We start from the raw sequence: 16,302 nt of genomic DNA, 5'->3' as shown, positions 1-16,302 counted from the left end.
GGGGGCGGGTCCGGGGGCGGCGAGCGCCTCAGGAGTTCGCGGTCGAGCCGGACGTTGATCGAGCGGGTGCTCACTGGTCTTGGTCTTGGCGTGTCTCTTCGTGGGGTATGGGCCACCCGTGAAATGGCGGTTCCGCAGTCCCATCGAGCAAGGCTGCGAGGTCGCGGCGCAGTTCCTTTTCGGTGTCGTACGCGACAGTCACCTCGGGACGCTCCGGCACGCGGAAGGTGACTCGCCAGGTGTCGGTGGGCGTCCTTTCGATCCGCATTAGAATTTCGTGTCCTGCCCCCCAGCGAATAACTGTCCCGTTCACAGCGTGTCGCTCCCCTGCTCGTACGGGCTCTACGTTATGCGTCGTGACGGTCGCACGGCAGAGTCCTTCGCCTGGGAGTGCCGGGCCGCTTGACCGAGCCCGAGACCTGTCGGCCTCTGGAGTGGCGAGGCCGGATTTGACAGCCACCCCTGAGACGCCCCTACGCCGTCCCAAGGCGGTCGCCGGGGTGCGCCGGGCGCGGTCGGCCGCCAAGCCGCAGGCGCAAGCCCGTGAGGGTCCCCGGCGGGCGTCGCCCCTTGATCTATCAGAGAGGAATTCGGCAACACATCGCTGATCCGTGCCGCTAGCTGCGCTTAGACGTCACACGGACTCCAGACCCGCGAAGTGGTGTATGACTCTCCATCAAGAGGGTATAGACGAAGTGCTTCGAACGGCCGAGCTTCGCTGCTATTACTGGAACCCGAGGTGGGGGATCCGGCGGGTTCCGTGGTGCGCTGCGCGCGCGAGGTCGCGATGCCGGTGGAAGGCGATCTCGTCTCCGCCACGCACACCTACATCAGTCCGGGTTGGGACCGGCCGCGGCAGAGCCGGAGCACGCGGCGATTCCTTCGATCCGGAGGCGTTGTCGGCGTTCCTGGCCGACGCGGGCCTGGCGGTGGCGGAGCAGTTCGGGGACTGGGATCGCAGCCCGTTGGACGACGACAGCCCGGAAGTCATCACCGTCGCACGCCGACGCGGCTGAAATGCCGCTCGTGTTCTGCCTGGCGGTTCCGCTGGCCGCCCAACAGGAGTGGCCTCGTTCTGCCTCACCAACCCGTGTAAGCGAACGGCCTGTTCGCCTCGATAGGCGGCACAAACGGTCCGTTCGCGTCACACACCAGCACCTTCCAGAACACGCTCTATAGCGCATTGGCGGCGGTTGCTCCTAGCCTGGTGGGGTGGCTTCGGCGTTGCACGTGCTGAAGCGGCTGGTGCTGGGGCGTCCGGTACGCAGCGACCGGCTGCGGGAAACACTGCTGCCGAAACGGCTCGCTCTGCCGATCTTCGCCAGCGACCCGCTCTCCTCCGTCACCTACGCGACGCAGGAGATCCTGCTGATCCTGTCGCTCGGCGGGCTGGCGCTGCTGCACCTGACGCCGTGGGTGGCGCTGGCGGTCGTGGTGCTGCTCGCCGTCGTGGTTGCTTCTTACTGGCAGGTCGTGCACGCCTATCCCAGCGGCGGCGGGTCCTACGAGGTCGTGGCGCGCAACCTCGGCCGCAATCCGAGCCTGGTGGTGGCCGCCGCGTTGATGGTCGATTACGTGATGACGGTCGCGGTGTCGGTCGCGGCCGGTGTCGACAACCTGGTCTCGGCGGTGCCGTCGTTGTACCCGCAGCGGGTTTGGATCGCCGTCGTCGTCGTGGTGCTGCTGATGGCGATGAACCTGCGCGGAATTCGAGAGTCCGGCCAGACGTTCGCCGTGCCGACCTACCTGTTCGTCGCGGCGATGGGCCTGACCATCGTCGTCGGCCTCGGGCAGGCCGTGGCGGGGCATCCGCCGGTCGCGGAGAGCGCCGGTTGGGATATCCGGCCCGAGCAGCTCGACGTCACCGGGCTGGCCCTGATCTTCCTGCTGCTGCGGGCTTTCTCCTCGGGATGCACGGCGTTGACCGGGGTGGAGGCGATCTCCAACGGGGTGCCCGCGTTCCGGCGGCCGAAGGACGTCAACGCCGGCCGCACCATGATCATCATGGGGGCGTTGGCGATCGGTCTGTTCAGCGGCGTGACCGCGCTGGCGATGATCTCCGGTGTGCGGATCGCGAACAACCCGTGCGACCTGATCGGCTTCCCGGCGGACTGCCGCAGCACCGGGCAGCGCACCGTCATCGCGCAGGTCGCGGCTGCGGTGTTCGGGCTGGACAGCGTGCTGTTCTTCGTCGTGCAGGCCGGTGCGGCGCTGATCCTGCTGCTGGCCGCGAACACCGCCTTCAACGGCTTCCCGATGCTCGGGTCGTTGCTCGCGCAGCGTCGGTACCTGCCGCGCCAGTTGCACACCCGCGGCGATCGGCTGGCGCACTCCAACGGAATCGTGCTGCTCGGGTTGGTCGCGATCGCGCTCATCGCGGCGTTCGCGGGGTCCGTGACGGCGCTGATCCAGCTCTACATCATCGGTGTGTTCACGTCGTTCACGCTGAGCCAGATCGGCATGGTGAAGCACTGGAACCACCTGCTCGCCGACGCCTCCGACGCCGCACACCGGGCGCGCTACCACCGGTCCCGGCTGGTCAACGCCGTCGGCGCGGTGCTGACCGCGACGGTGCTGGTCGTCGTGCTCATCACGAAGTTCACCCACGGTGCCTACCTGGTGGTGATTGCGATCCCGCTGCTGTACTTCCTGATGCGGGCCATCCACCGGCACTACCGCGACGTCCGGCGCGAACTCGAACCGGAGCGCGACGGGATCACCCTGCCCAGCAGGGTGCACGCGGTGGTGCTGGTGTCCACGTTGCACAAGCCGACGCTGCGCGCGTTGGCGTTCGCCCGCGCCAACCGGCCGGACACGCTGACCGCGCTCACCGTGAACGTAGACGACGCGGAAACGCATCTGCTGCGCTGCGAGTGGGAACGGCACGGCATCGGCGTGGCGCTGAAGGTGGTGGAGTCGCCCTACCGCGAGATCACCCGGCCGGTCATCGACTACATCAAGCGGATCCGCCGCGAAGGCCCGCGCGACCTGGTGTGCGTGTACATCCCGGAGTACGTCGTCGGCCACTGGTGGGAGAACCTGCTGCACAACCAGAGTTCGCTGCGGCTGACCTGGCGGCTGCGCTTCGAGCAGGGCGTGATGGTGGTCAGCGTGCCGTGGCAACTCGACTCCAGCCACCGCCGTGACATCGACCGCGTCCACCACATCCCCGGCCACACCCGCCGCGGCATCACCACCCCACCCACCTGACCCCGGCCACCGATTTCGCGCGAAGTCGTCGCTTGGCGTTGCTGGACGGCGTCGTCAGGCTAGGGCGGCGAGGAGGCGGTATGAGTCGAGACGGTCCTCGGGGTCGTAGGCCGTGGTGGTCACCAGGATCTCGTCGGCGCTGGTGCGCGCGGTGAGGTCCTTCAGCGCGACGGCGACCTCGTCTGCCGTGCCGAACACGTGGCCGTCCAGCGCGCGTTCGAACTGGGTGCGTTCGCGGTCGGACATCTCGCGCGCCAGCACCTGCTCCGGTGGTTCCAGCGGCGGGAATTCGCCGCGAGTGCGGGAGAAGGCGGTCGCCCAGGCCTCCGGGACGAGTAGTCGCCGGGCCTGCTCCGCGGTGTCGGCGACCGCGACGGACCGCGCGATGACGACGTACGGCTGCGCCGCCCATTCCGATGGGCGGAAATGCTCGCGGTAGGAGTCGATGGTGCGGATCATCCGGTCGTCGCCGTGGACCGCCGCGATTACCAGCGGCAGGCCGAACTCGGCGGCGGTGCCGGCCCCGGAGCCGGCGGCGAGCAGGAACACCGGCAGCCGCAATCCTTCGGCCGGGACAGCGTGCACCCCGGGCAACCTGCTGGGCTGCCGGGACAGGTACCCCAGCAGTTCGGCGAGCTGCTCGCCGAACCCTTCGGCGGCGTCCTTGTCGCGCCCGAGTGCGCGCCGGATGCCGCTGGTGAAGCCCACCGAGCGCCCCAGCCCGATGTCGATGCGGTCCGGGAACAGCGACCCGAGCACGCCGAACTGCTCGGCCACCACCAGCGGCTGGTGGTTGGGCAGCATGACGCCGCCGGTGCCGACCCGGATGTGGGTGGTCGCGGCGGCGATGGCGGCGGCGAGCACGGTCGGTGCCGCCCCGGCCACGCCGGGCACGCTGTGGTGCTCAGCCACCCAGAACCGGTGGTAACCGAGGGCCTCGGCCTCTTGTGCGAAGTGCACGGTCTCCCGCAGGGCTCGCTGCGGGCTCTGCCCCTGCCAGATGTGCGAGCGGTCCAGCACGGAAAGACGCATGGTCACACCGATGTCAACGCCCACCGAGCCGCAGGATTCCAGCCACCGCTGAGGCGAAGCACACCCCGCCGCCGGTTTCGCGATGCGAAACCCATGCCCAGGCCGCCGCTGGTGAGCATTTCGCTACGCGGTGCGGCGATATCGCGCGAAATCGCCCCGGGACACCCGAATCCGCAACTGACGCCGAGCCCGGTTCCGATGCCTGGACAGCTGTGCAGGCATGGGAGTTCTTCAGCTGTTGTGGGCGAAGTACCAGTGTTGGCCGGCGGCCCAGCCCAGGAAGCGTCGGCCGTGGCCGTGCGGGACCGTGCCACCTTCCGCGAACCGCCCGCCGTCCAGCACGTGCGCCAGGCCGTCGACCGCCGGACCGAACCGGGCGTGGAGGCCCTTCGTCTGGACTTCGTCGCTTAACCGCTGCACACGCGACAGCTGAGCCGCGGGGTCGCAGAAGCTGAGCAGGAAGATGCCCTGCCGCCAGGCGTAGGCGGCGTTCTTCACCTGGATCAACGCGGAGTGGTAGTCGTCGGTGCGCTGGGCGAGCCGACGCACCACCCAGCTGAACGTCCGAGCCGCCAGCTCCGGAGCGTGCTCGCGAAGCCGGTCGGACAGGTCCAGGTGGTCGATCAGCACGGCCAGGTTGTGCGTGGTCAGGATCTGGCTCTGCTCTAGCACGGCACCGTTGCGGGCCACGTAACTCCCGGACCGACCGGCTTCCGCGGCCCGCTCGGCGCAAAGCTCGGCGAAGTCGTCCGCGGTCGCCTTTCCCCATCGGAGGACCGACCGCCGCGACCGCGTCCACCGGTATTCCGCCGGCAGGTCGTAATACGCCGCGTAGGGGGTGCCGGACATGGTGCGACCGGCCACCGCGGCGGCATCCCGCCACTTGGTGGTGAAGGTGCCCATGAAGATGTCCGCGGCGACCTCTTCGACCAGTGGCATGCGCACCCCTGCCTGGCCGGCCAGCGCGCACAGTTCGCGGATCAGCGGGTTGGGCAGCAGGGCCTGCGGGAACGACGTGAGCGCGAGCATCGTGGCCTGCTGCAACGCGAGGTAGCCGGGGCGTGAGCTGTCCCGGCGCGGTGTCCGGCAGAGACCGAGCGCTCGGGCCCAGGGGAGGTCGTCGAACCGCACCTGGTGCTCCAGGTTGAGCAGCAGGAGGCCGCGGCGGCGCCGGAAGGCGGTGTAGAGCTGCTCGTACAGCCCGGCCGGCACCGGGTCGTCGAACCGGGCCGCGATCAACCGGGAGGTGAGCTGCGGCAGCACCCGCGCGAGCACGTCACCAGAAGTGATGACGCCGCGGCGCACCAGTTCGTCCACCGGTGCTTCCAATGCTCGGGACGCCTTCTCCAGCAGGTGCGCCGGAAGTGGCGTGCCCACCGGAACCGCATCGGTCCGATCGTCCTCTTCGGACACATCGATGGCGACCGGGTCGAGCGACGGCAGACCGCCCTCACCCGGGTAGCGCTCCAGCCGCGCGGCCAGCACCCCGGCCAGTGCTGCGTAGGTGGGTGCCGTGGCGGCAACGGCCTGCTGCGCCCTGACATCCTCGCGAAGTTCGGACCCGACCAAGCCGTGGCGGGTCGCCTTGTTGGCCAGCGCGCGGCGGATCCAGCCGACATCCCGTGCGGAAAGCGCGTCGCTGCCATCGGGACAGGCCAGCAGGGCAGCGCGCAGCCGGGCGAAGTTGCCCTTCGGGTGGGCGTGTCTGCCGGTGGGCCGGTGCTCCTCGCACTCCTGCTCGTAGTCGGCGAGCCACCGAGTGCGCTGATCCGCCCAGTTCCCCGGCCAGCGCCGGCACGGCCAGCCACCGCGCACCTCGCCATCGTCGTCGAGGCTAGGCAGTTCGCCGTCCACGGTGCTGCACCAAAGGGCGACGAGCCTGTCGTAGAGCGGGTTCCACACCCCGAGCGTCGCGCGCATCGCGGCCAGCTGCGGCGGCACCCGCGCCGCCCGCAGCGAGCCGACCACCTCGGCCACCGGAACCACCCGCACGGCCGTGCCGCTGGGACGGGCCACCGGCTCGAAACGCGGGGTGAACCGCAGCCGGTGCATCATCGGCTGCAGCTCGGCGACCAGGTCCAGAGCCTGCTCGGGAAAGCCCTCGTCCAGCAGCACCGCCGCCACGGCGAGCGCGGCTTCCTCCGGCACATCCACTCGGTAGTGGCCATCGCGCAAGGCCTTCAGCAACTCCGCCTGGCCCGCGTCGCCGAGGTACCAGCGGTTGAGCCGTTCCCTGTCGGAGTCGCCGGGAACGCGTTCTGGCAGCACGGCCAGCCGCGCCGCTTCGTCCTCCGACAGCGGCACCTCGGCCAGGTAGCGACCGGTCGCGAAGCCACCGTGGGCGACCTCCAGCGTCACCCAGGCCGGGGTGTCCGCGACCGGGACGCGGGAACCGATCGCGAGTCGGCCGCTGGCCATTCCGGAGAGCACGTCCTCCCAGCGGCGCACCTTCTCCCGCGCGCGGTCTGCGGCGTCGCCGGATTCGGCCGCCGTCCTTGCCGCGGCCACGGCCTCGGCCCACCTGCCGACCGCGTAGGCCGGCGAGGTGGAGCGGAAAGTCCGATCGGACATGGAAATCTCCAACAGTCCAGAATTGCTGCGAGGCCTGGCGGCGAGGCTCGAACTCGCGCCCTCCCGGTTGGAAGCCGGGTGCTCTACCGCTGAGCTACGCCAGGGTGCGGCGGAAACCGCCGCGTCGACATGGAGGCGGGATTCGAACCCGCGCCCTCCCGGTCCCAAGCCGAGTGCTCTACCGCTGAGCTACTCCACGAGAACGCCAAGATGCTAGCAAGCGAGCCATCCCGCCGAAAACCTATTTTCGACAGCAGGTCTCGGGCACGCGAAACCTCCTTCCATGCCACTGTGGACAGTCTGGTGGCATCCGTGCTTTCCCTCCACGGGAATGAAGTTCATCGTTGCGCGGAGAATTCACATCATGCCGTTACCTGCGCCGAGAACTCGGCCGGGCGTGAGGCCACCTTCGTGCAATCCCGGACGCACCCGAAGCGTTCAATCTCGGCCCGCCGGCGAAGGCGGACGCCGGGATCCCCGACGGGCGACCGGGCCAAGAACGCGGTTCACGTCGCGCGCACCGCGCCGACGTGGCACGTTGATCCCGTGGAGCTGCAAGACCTGATCCGCGAGCTGTACACGGCCGCCCCCGCCGAATTCGTCCCGGCCCGCGACCGGCACGCGGCGGCGGCCGCCGAACGCGGCGACCAAGACCTCGCAGCCCAGCTCAAGAAGCTGCGCAAACCCACCGCGGCGGCCTGGGCGGTCAACCTCCTCGCCACCCAGGATCCCCGAAGCGTGGCCGCGTTCCTCGCGCTGGGCGGAAAGTTGCGAACGGCGCAGCGCGAACTGCGCGGCGACGACCTGCGCGCCCTGGCCGCGGACCGCACCCGCCTCCTGCGCGAGCTCACCAGCAGAGCCACGGAACTCGCCGGGCAGCACGGCCACCGGCTCACCGAACCAACCCGCCAACAAGTCGAGCAAACCCTGACGGCCGCCCTCTCCGACCCCGAAGCCGGGCGCGCGGTGCAAGCCGGGAGCCTCGTCAAACCGCTCGAATACAGCGGGTTCGGCCTCGACGAACTCGCCGTCGCGGCCATCCGCCGCACCGCCGCCCGCCCCAAGCCAAAGCGCAAGGCGGAGCCGCGCGAGGCACAGCGCAGCGCCGAGGTGCGCGAGCTCCGCGAGCACCTGCGACACACCGACGAGCAGCTCGACGAAGCAGCCGACTCCCTGGAGCTCGCCGAGCGCGAGGAGCGCGAGGCCGAGCAACGCTGCGAGGAGCTGCGCGACGAGCTCGCCCGAGCGGAAGGCGAGCTGCGCGAGCTCCGTCGCAAAGCGAAAACGGCGCGCCAGCGCCGCGAGCGCGCGCAGCACGACCGCGACGCGCTAGCGGAGCGGCTGCGCAGCGCGGAAGCGGGAGAGCGCTGAGTACGCGGTATCCGCGAAGCGGATGGAGGGCACTTGAACGATACGGCTCGGCCGGTAACGAGGACGACCGATTCGACGCCTACGTGCTGGCCGGCACGCTGCGCACGGACCGCGCGAGGCTGCGGCCCCGGCAACCGGATGGCCCGGCCACCGCCACGCTGCGGGCCACCGTGCGGGCCCGCCGCGACCTGGTCGCCCACCCGCAACGCGCTTTCCCCTCGGCGGTCGGGCTCTTCGCCGAGCTGGACAGCCCGATCGGCCTGGCCTTCCTGGCGCGCTTCGACTGCCAGGACCGCGCTGACTGGCTCTCGCCCAAACGGCTGGCAGCCTGGCTGACCAGCGTGGGCTACTGCGGATGCAAAGACCTTACTGTCCTGTTTGGACGAATCACCAACGCTGTGCGTGGCACCACCGGCGAGGACGGTGCCGCTCTCGCCCACACCACCCGCGCCTTCCTGACCGTGCTGACCAGTCTCGTCGAGCCGTCCTGATCCTGCGCTGGCTCCTCGACGGCACCCACGTGGCGCAGTTGGCCGGCGAAGGCCAGAAGGTCCACAACAAAGTTCACAACGGAAACCGACCGCCTCGACATCAGCGGAGCCCGCTGGGGCCTCGACGGCCCCGAAGCCGTCCTGAAACTCCGTACCGTCACCGTCAACGGTCATCTCGACGCCTGCTGGAAAGATCAGTCGCTCGGAAACATCAACGCCGCTACCCAGCCAGTGACCAGGAAGGATACGCCCTCACTGCATGACGACGGCGGCCATGGAACCGTCCTGCCTCCGCTCCCGGTGCTGCCCCATCGGGCGATCAGGAGAAGGTGTTGGAGGCCTGATGGAAGTCCAGGCGGGACAGTCCCGCGGTGGCGCAGTCGGCGTTGGGGGTGACGACGCCCTCGGCGATGGTGACGGTGTCGCCCTGCAGGGTGCCGCGGGTGATGGTGGCGCTGCCGCCCAGGGTCTTGGGCTTGGCGGGGTCGGTCTGGAAGGTGATCTCGTCGTCGCTGGTGGTGCCGTCGGACCAGGTAAGGCTTCCGGTGCCGGTGATGGTGAACAGCAGGTTGCAGATGCCGCCACCATCGACGACGCTGCTCACCGTGGCGGTGCCGTTCACCGCCTCGTCGTACCAGGCCAGCTCGGGGTGGCTGCCGTTGGGCGAGTGACAGGGCGTGGGGTTGTTGGTGGAGACATGGGCGGTGACGGTCGAGGTGACACCGGACTGGAGCGGCGGCTCGAACACCGCATAGCCATTGGAGTCCGGGCAGAGCAGGTCGCCGGGGGCGGCCTGGGCGGGGGCGGGGCTCACCACGACGGCCGTGGCCGCCAGAGCCAAGGCGGCCGTCAGGACGGCACCATGGTGACGGGAACGGCTTTGGATGGATGTCATGCGGGCCTCCCTGCCCTCGCGGATGCGGCGCAACCGCTGCGATCAAGGACGGTGGCAGCACCGGCATGGTGTTGTCAATGATCCTTTTTGCGTAAACGGTTAGTTGCGCTGGGTGATCATGTTGTGCGGTCGTGGTCGACGTGCAGGAGCACGAGGGCGGCCGCGACGATCTTCCCGATCGCCCAGGGGCACAAGCTGACGTTGCGGAGGGCCTTGAACGTGGTTTTGAACAATGGGTTTCCGCGTTCGCCGATCGCGCGTTGTCCGTTGTGAATTTTGTTGTGGACCTTCTGGCCCTCGGTGAGTTGACCACCCTGGGGTTTCTTGAACGCGACGGTGATCGGCTGATGTGGTCGTGGCAGGCGATTTTCGCTGCGAACAGGGCTGATTCCAGCTTCGGCGCGCGGGCGGCCAGGACGGTGATTCCCTCGTGAAGGTAGTCGTAGGCCGTGGATTTACCGATCGCGTTGTCGCCGGCTAACTGCGCCACGCGGGTGCCGTCGCGGAGCCGGCGCAGGATCAGGACGGCATGCTTGAACGGGCTCAGTGCCCGGCTGCCGGTCCGGGTGCCGCGGCGGCAGCGTTCGTCGTGGAGCGGGGTGGACAGGAACAGCACCGTCTGGTCGCGTACGGGCAGCGCGGCGGTGTATGTGACACTCATCAGAACGCGGAACCTCTATGAAGTTGATCTGTGGAAGGACCATCTTCATATCGAGGTTCCGCGTTTGTGTTGCACCGCAATACCTTCGGCGCATCATCAGCTACCATTACCCGGCGTCACCACTGGTTACCCAGGGCAAAGGCAAGATCACTGTGTGTTGCGCCCTGCAACTTGGAGTGACAGGAGGGGGAGTGTTCGTGTGCGGTCCCTGCTGATCCATTCGGTTGTCCGGCGGATGTCGTTGTGTCCAGTTATGCGAAGCATCGATATTGCGGTATTCCGTAATGTTGCCAGTATATGGGCACCGGTCCCGGTATAGATTTGTTGTGCGTCTTCGTGGTATGTCGTGTCACGGACGTGATGGCTTTTGTTTTCTATTCCCCAGTGGTCGCGGACTTGGTCGTGCAGGTCTTCGGCGGTGACTGTGGTGGTGTTCTGGCTGGTGATGATCCAGGCGCGCTCTTTGCTGACGAGTTCTCCGGAAAAAGTTGTTTCTTCTCGTTTGACGCAGGCTACGGAACGCGCGTGTGGGAAATCGATTCCGCCGGCGTCGGTAATCCAGGTAGTCCAGCGGCGTATCCGGCCGTGGGTGTCATCGACGACGACATGATGCGGTGTTTTCCGCAAGAGCGGAAGAACGCGGTCGAATACCTTTTCCTTAAGCACCGCTTGATTTCCCTTTACTGTCATGACGTAGTCGAATCCGCGTTCGCCGGCAATGTATTCGGCGGTCTCTCGCTGGGTGTGCGCGGCGTCCATGGTGACCACCACACGGCCGTCCACACCGCGGGAGACACCGTCGAGCAGGGCCGTGACCTGGGTGATCTCGTTGGTTCCCGGAGGAACGGCCACTTGGGCGACGGTGACACCATCGCAGTGGATCATCGCGGAGAACAGCGTGAACGACTCGTGATCCCCGATCCACGAACCGCGCAGCACTTTGCCGTCGATAGCCAGCCGCAACGTGCCGCCCGGGATAGGCCGGGCATGACGCAGCAGCCACGGCCCGATCAGTCCTTCCAGCTTCGCTACATCGACATCTTCCAGCGCGCGCCGGATCGTGGACGTATCCGGGACACGGAAAAAGCCGCGGAACCAGCACCATCGTCCACCTATTTTCCGCAGTAACGACGCCGGCAGATCGGCGACCTGGTCGGCGATCTGCCGGAAATTCGACGCGCCCGCCAGCACAGCGATCAACGACGCCGCGAGAAGGAACGCCAAACTATACACGCGGCCCTTCCGCTTACGGCGATCCGGCACCTTGCCGAGCAACTTCATCAGTTCCGCCAGATCGGCATCGTCACCGCCGGCGCTACCCGGAAACGACGCCCATGACGAGCCATGAGAAAATGACAACGGATGGCCTTCTTCTGGAGTTTGGTTATTTCGCAATCTCCATGATCCCAGAAGGAGGCCATCCTCCATTTCCCGGCCCAGCACGCCAACCCGGCCGGCAACCCTACGAGCCGAGTTGATCACTCAGCGCGATCTTGCCTTAGCCCTGACTGGTTACCCGGAAAGGCTCATTGAGGAACTTCGACCGTATACCGATTTCTTTGAGGCGTCTTTGCACCGCTGGTGATCAGGTTTCATCCCGGCTGGACGAGATCGGCGGGAGTTCACGCCCGCTGATTCGCGGCACCCCTACTGTGCGCTCGCCAGCGCCGGGGCTCACACGTTCCGGAAGACGCGTCGCCGTGCTTGCTACTTCTGGAGGGTAGTGATCGCCGTGGAGGTTTTGACCCCGCTCGCCGGAACGTTGGCGGGGAATTCGGGCTTCTTCTGCGGGCCAGGTGTCCCTGGGGGCGCTCCTACGGCTCCGAGGTAGTGCTCAAGGAGCTCGCGAATTGCGAGCACAGAATTGTAGTGCGTGATAAAGGGATTCGCGGGAGGTGCCCAGTTTTTCAACTACCTCGGGAAGCTCCGGTGCGTTGCTTTCCGCTGCCAGGCGATAGAGGTGAGTAGCTGCTTCAGCCACGTACTCGCCAGCCAACGTCACGGGAGTCGTGGGGTAGCCGTTCGATGGCAGTACGGATCCCAGCGGCGATGTCTCCCACGTTTGCAGGCATGGTCACACTGTGTCGTCAACCGCTGACAGCGCGGGGCCGTCCGGGATGTGGAAGCCTCCGGCCGCTGGGGTCGGAGGCTCCGCCGGACCGGGAAGTTCGGAAGCTCCACGTGCCAGCGCGGGGCGCCCGGTCGACACCCCCAGGGTAGCGCTCAGCGGCCGTCGCCGGGAGCTCCCCAGCCGCCGCCACCCGGGGTCTCGATGCGGACCCGGTCGCCTCGGCGCAGCGTCCAGGTGCCCTTGGCGGGCAGCCGCTCCTCGGTGCCGTCCGCCCGGATGAGGACGTTGCGGCCCACCTCGCCCGGCTCGCCGCCCCGGGCTCCCGGCGGGGCGTGCTCGCGGCGTTCCGACTGGATGGTGAGCGTGCAGTCGGCGAGCGCTTCGATCTCCCGCACCAGGCCGTCACCGCCGGGATGCCGACCCGCGCCGCCGGAGGACGGGCGGAGCTCGTAGCGCCACACCCGCAGCGGGTAGTCCAGCTCCACCGCCTCCGCCGGGGTATTCTGGGTGTTGGTCATGCCCGTGTGCACCCCGGACATGCCCGGGCGCGCGGGGGTGCCGCCCTCACCGCCGCCGAGCGTCTCGTAGTAGCTGAACGCCGGGTCGCTGCCGCCGATGAGCAGGTTGTTCATGGTGCCCTGGCCCGCCGCCGGGACCCGGTCGGGGATCGCCTTGGCGAACGCGCCGAGGAGCACGTCCACGATGCGCTGGCTGGTCTCCACGTTGCCCGCCGCAGTCGGGGCCGGGAACGTCGGGTTGACCACCGTGCCCTCCGGCGCTTCGACGCGCAGCGCCCGGTAACAGCCGGCGTTGGGCGGGGCGTCGGGGTCGGTGAGCATCCGGAGCACGAACATCGACGCCGACAGCGTCACCGCGAACACCGCGTTGCAGTTCACCGGAATCTGCTCGGCGGTGCCGTCGAAGTCCACCACCACCTCGTCGCCGGACACCGTCACCGCCGCCCGGATCGGGACCCCGTCGCCGATCTCCAGCAAGTCCTCGTTGCGGTAGCACCCGTCGGGGATGTCGCGGATCGCCGCGCGCACCCGGCGGTCGGAGTAGTCGCACACCGCCGCCATCGCCTCGCGCAGCCGCTGCGCTCCCATCCGCTCGGCGAGCTCGCGCATCCGCACCACGCCGACGTGGTTCGCCGCGAACTGGGCGCGCAGGTCGCCGCGGCGTTCCTCGGGGGTTCGCGAGTTCGCCGCGATCAACCGGACGACGTCCTCCCGTTCGCCGTCGGCGTCGGCGATGCGGATCGGCGGGATGCGGACTCCTTCCATCGCGATCTCGGTGGCGGACGCCGGCATCGAGCCCGGCGCGGCGCCGCCGACGTCGGCGTGGTGGGCGCGGTTGGCCACGTACCCGAGCAACTGGTCGTCGTATCCGACGGCGGCGACGATCGTCAGGTCCGGCAGGTGGGTGCCGCCCAGGTAGGGGTCGTTCACGCAGACCTGCTGGCCCGGTTCGAGCTGCCCGCAGGTGTCCAGGACGGCGCGGACGCTGGCCGGCATCGCGCCCAGGTGCACCGGGATGTGCTCGGCCTGCGCGACCATCTCGCCGTCGGCGTCGAACACCGCGGCCGAGCAGTCGGCGCGTTCCTTGATGTTGGGGGAGTAGGCCGCGCGGCGCAGCGCCACGCCCATCTCATCGGCGATGCCGGCCAGGGCGTGACGGAACACCTCCAGCTCGACGGCGGTCAGCTCGGTCATGTCAGCCGCACCACCAAGTTCCCCGATCGGTCCACTGTGGCCAGTTCCTCGTCGGTGAGCAGCGTCGTGGTGTCGGGCTGCTCGATCAGCGCCGGTCCGGCGACCTCGTCGCCCGGCCGCAGCTCGGCCCGGGACACGATCCGCGCCCGCACCGCCCGGTCGCCGATGCCGATCTCGCGGTCCGGTTTGCGCTCCGGCTCGCCCTGGTCCCAGTCCTGCGGCGGGTCCGCGAGAACCGGCTCGCCCTGCGCGATGACCCGCAGCGTGACCACCTCGACCCGTTCGTCCCGCATTTCGTACCCGTACGACTCGCGGTGCGCGGTGTGCAGCAGCTCGCTGAGCTCCGCTTGCTCGGTGACGTCGACCCGCAGCTCGTGCGACTGTCCCGCATAGCGCATGTCGGCCACCTTGGACAGCGAGATCTCCGTTGTCACGCCTTGCTTCTCCAGCTCCCGGCGCGCTTCGGTGGACAGCTCCGACCACGCTTGCGACAGGTCTTCGCGGGCATCCACCAGCACGGTGCGCGACGCCTCGAAACGCGGCGGAGCCAGCAGCAGGCCGAGCGCGCTGAGCACGCCGGGCGCGGGCGGCACCACCACGGCGGGGCAGCCGAGCTCCCGGGCCAGTGCCGTCGCGTGCAGCGGGCCCGCGCCACCATAGGCGACCAGGGCCAGCCCCGCCGGATCGATGCCGCGCTCGGTGCTGACCTTGCGCAACGCCCGTGCCATCGTCGCCCGGACGACCGACAGCACCCCGGCGGCCGATTCCGGCAGCGCATCCAGCGCCCGGTGCGCTGCATCGACGTCCAGCCGCAGGCCGCCGAGCTCGCGAGCCGGGTCGAGATGCCCCAGCGCGCAGTGCGCATCAGTCACCGTGGGCTCCTCGCCGCCGAGGCCGTAGCAGGCAGGACCCGGGTCGGCACCGGCGGAATGCGGGCCGACCCGCAGCGCGCCGCCGATGTCCACCCAGGCGATCGACCCGCCACCGGCCCCCACGGTGTGGATGCCGACGGCCGGGGTCCGGAACGGCAGTCCGGCGATCTCCGACGACGTCGACACGTCCGGGCGGCCCTCGCGGATCAGGCACACGTCGGTGGACGTGCCGCCCATGTCGAAGGCGATGGCGTCGTCGAACCCGGCCGAGCGCGCGACCGCCCCGGCGGCCACCACGCCGGCGGCCGGGCCGGAGAGCAGCGTGTGCACCGGGGCCGTCGCGGCGAAGTCCACCCCGGCGGTGCCGCCGCTGGAGGTCATCACCGTGATCGTCGGATCGGGCAGGCGGGTGGTCAGATTGGACAGGTAGCGGCGCATCACCGGCTCGATGGCCGCGTTGAGCACGCAGGTGGACGCGCGCTCGAACTCGCGGAACTCCGGCAGCAGCGCTCCGGACCGGGTGATCGGCACGCCGAGGTCGGCCAGCGCCGAGCACAGCCGCCGCTCGTGGTCGTCGCGGACGTAGGAGAACAGCAGGCTCACCGCGATCGACTCGGGTTCGAGGCGGGCGACCGCGTCCACCACCCGCTCGATCTCGGCGTCGGTGAGCTCGACGATCGCCTCGCCCCGCGGGCTCATCCGCTCCGCGACGGTGACCACCCGCTCGTGCGGCACCAGCGGTTCGGGCTTGGTCGCGGACAGGTCGTAGAGGGCGGGGCGGTTCTGCCGGGCGATCTCCAGGACGTCGGTGAAGCCGTCGGTGGTAACGAAGGCGGTACGCGCGATCTTGCGCTCCAGCAAGGCGTTGGTGGCGGTGGTGCTGCCGTGCGGGAGCAGCCGCAGCACGCCGCCGGGCAGGCTCTCGGCGACGCCGCGCTGGACCCCTTCGGCCTGGTTCGCCGGAGTGGTGGGCACCTTCACGGCCTTCGGCCGGTGACCGGGGGCGTGCATGACGACATCGGTGAACGTGCCTCCGACGTCCACTCCTGCACACGGCCCGGCCTGTCCAGACATCACAGTCACCTGCGGTCAATCATCCCGCATGGTCACCGGTCGGGCAGCTTCGCTGCGGGCGCTGCCGGACCGGGCGACGAGAGTACTTAGCCCCTATCTCCGGCCAGCAGTTCAGCGGCACCTTGGATCAGTACCGGAAACCGAGGAACGATTCTCGCGCTCCCCGGGGTCGAACGGGGGCAAAATGGCAAAGCGCCTCTTCATCGCTTACGTACCCGCCGCCACGAGGCGCAGGGGAAACCGGAGCCTGCACACTCCCAACACCAGCCGCTGCAAGAAGCCGGGCGGCTGCCCGGCTGAGATCGTCTACTGATCTGGCGGCCACTCAGGGGCAGATGCCTG

General features: G+C 68.9%; 9 protein-coding genes, 2 tRNA genes and 1 pseudogene. 3 read left to right on the top strand and 9 right to left on the bottom strand.

The features are described from left to right. The first annotated feature begins 1,212 nt into the window (after nucleotides 1-1,212). Entirely contained in the window at nucleotides 1,213-3,210 is a 1,998-nt protein-coding gene (locus DL519_RS20460; protein ID WP_190817160.1) for an APC family permease, read from the top strand. A 54-nt stretch (nucleotides 3,211-3,264) separates the two neighbouring features. On the opposite strand, the gene DL519_RS20455 is transcribed toward DL519_RS20460, so the two are convergent. From DL519_RS20455 to DL519_RS20440, 4 genes are all read right to left on the bottom strand, one after another. Further along, nucleotides 3,265-4,242, bottom strand: coding sequence for an LLM class flavin-dependent oxidoreductase (locus DL519_RS20455; protein WP_190817158.1), 978 nt, complete (start codon nucleotides 4,240-4,242; stop codon nucleotides 3,265-3,267). Nucleotides 4,243-4,473: 231 nt separating this feature from the next. Further along, the gene (locus DL519_RS20450; RefSeq protein WP_190817156.1) at nucleotides 4,474-6,813 is read right to left on the bottom strand and encodes a hypothetical protein; all 2,340 of its coding nucleotides are present in this window, start codon (nucleotides 6,811-6,813) and stop codon (nucleotides 4,474-4,476) included. 32 nt (nucleotides 6,814-6,845) lie between these two features. After that, a tRNA-Gly gene (locus DL519_RS20445) sits at nucleotides 6,846-6,917 on the bottom strand. 23 nt (nucleotides 6,918-6,940) lie between these two features. Beyond that, nucleotides 6,941-7,012, bottom strand: a tRNA-Pro gene (locus tag DL519_RS20440). A 347-nt stretch (nucleotides 7,013-7,359) separates the two neighbouring features. Here DL519_RS20440 and DL519_RS20435 point away from each other — a divergent pair. Both DL519_RS20435 and DL519_RS20430 read left to right on the top strand, forming a co-directional pair. Then, nucleotides 7,360-8,184: a hypothetical protein gene (locus DL519_RS20435; RefSeq protein ID WP_190817154.1), complete on the top strand. Its 825-nt coding sequence runs from the start codon at nucleotides 7,360-7,362 to the stop codon at nucleotides 8,182-8,184. Between the two features lie 83 nt (nucleotides 8,185-8,267). Then, nucleotides 8,268-8,675: a hypothetical protein gene (locus DL519_RS20430; protein WP_223839319.1), complete on the top strand. Its 408-nt coding sequence runs from the start codon at nucleotides 8,268-8,270 to the stop codon at nucleotides 8,673-8,675. A gap of 319 nt (nucleotides 8,676-8,994) precedes the next feature. Here the strand turns inward: DL519_RS20430 and DL519_RS20425 are convergent, their stop codons facing one another. The 5 genes and pseudogenes from DL519_RS20425 to DL519_RS20405 all read right to left on the bottom strand — a co-directional run bounded on the left by DL519_RS20425 (nucleotide 8,995) and on the right by DL519_RS20405 (nucleotide 15,960). Further along, nucleotides 8,995-9,570, bottom strand: coding sequence for a hypothetical protein (locus tag DL519_RS20425; protein WP_190817152.1), 576 nt, complete (start codon nucleotides 9,568-9,570; stop codon nucleotides 8,995-8,997). A gap of 116 nt (nucleotides 9,571-9,686) precedes the next feature. Continuing rightward, nucleotides 9,687-10,231 (bottom strand): annotated as a pseudogene (locus tag DL519_RS20420) (transposase family protein). A 147-nt stretch (nucleotides 10,232-10,378) separates the two neighbouring features. After that, nucleotides 10,379-11,713: an ISAs1 family transposase gene (locus tag DL519_RS20415; RefSeq protein WP_190812371.1), complete on the bottom strand. Its 1,335-nt coding sequence runs from the start codon at nucleotides 11,711-11,713 to the stop codon at nucleotides 10,379-10,381. A 741-nt stretch (nucleotides 11,714-12,454) separates the two neighbouring features. Beyond that, nucleotides 12,455-14,014, bottom strand: coding sequence for a hydantoinase B/oxoprolinase family protein (locus DL519_RS20410; RefSeq protein ID WP_190817150.1), 1,560 nt, complete (start codon nucleotides 14,012-14,014; stop codon nucleotides 12,455-12,457). Next, the gene (locus tag DL519_RS20405) at nucleotides 14,011-15,960 is read right to left on the bottom strand and encodes a hydantoinase/oxoprolinase family protein (protein ID WP_190817148.1); all 1,950 of its coding nucleotides are present in this window, start codon (nucleotides 15,958-15,960) and stop codon (nucleotides 14,011-14,013) included. The genes DL519_RS20410 and DL519_RS20405 overlap by 4 nt, the downstream gene beginning before the upstream one ends. Nucleotides 15,961-16,302 lie beyond the last annotated feature (342 nt).

Origin of the sequence: Saccharopolyspora pogona, assembly GCF_014697215.1 — a bacterium.
GTDB classification, from domain to species: domain Bacteria; phylum Actinomycetota; class Actinomycetes; order Mycobacteriales; family Pseudonocardiaceae; genus Saccharopolyspora; species Saccharopolyspora hattusasensis.
The sequence above is the reverse complement of the archived record's forward strand: the minus strand, read 5'-3'. Positions and strand labels throughout refer to the sequence as shown.

Excerpts from the sequence above, each read along its gene's own strand:
- DL519_RS20455 (WP_190817158.1), bottom strand. The coding sequence starts at position 4,242 with ATGCGTCTTTCCGTGCTGGACCGCTCGCACATCTGGCAGGGGCAGAGC.
- DL519_RS20450 (WP_190817156.1), bottom strand. The coding sequence starts at position 6,813 with ATGTCCGATCGGACTTTCCGCTCCACCTCGCCGGCCTACGCGGTCGGC.
- DL519_RS20425 (WP_190817152.1), bottom strand. The coding sequence starts at position 9,570 with ATGACATCCATCCAAAGCCGTTCCCGTCACCATGGTGCCGTCCTGACG.
- DL519_RS20410 (WP_190817150.1), bottom strand. The coding sequence starts at position 14,014 with ATGACCGAGCTGACCGCCGTCGAGCTGGAGGTGTTCCGTCACGCCCTG.
- DL519_RS20405 (WP_190817148.1), bottom strand. The coding sequence starts at position 15,960 with ATGTCTGGACAGGCCGGGCCGTGTGCAGGAGTGGACGTCGGAGGCACG.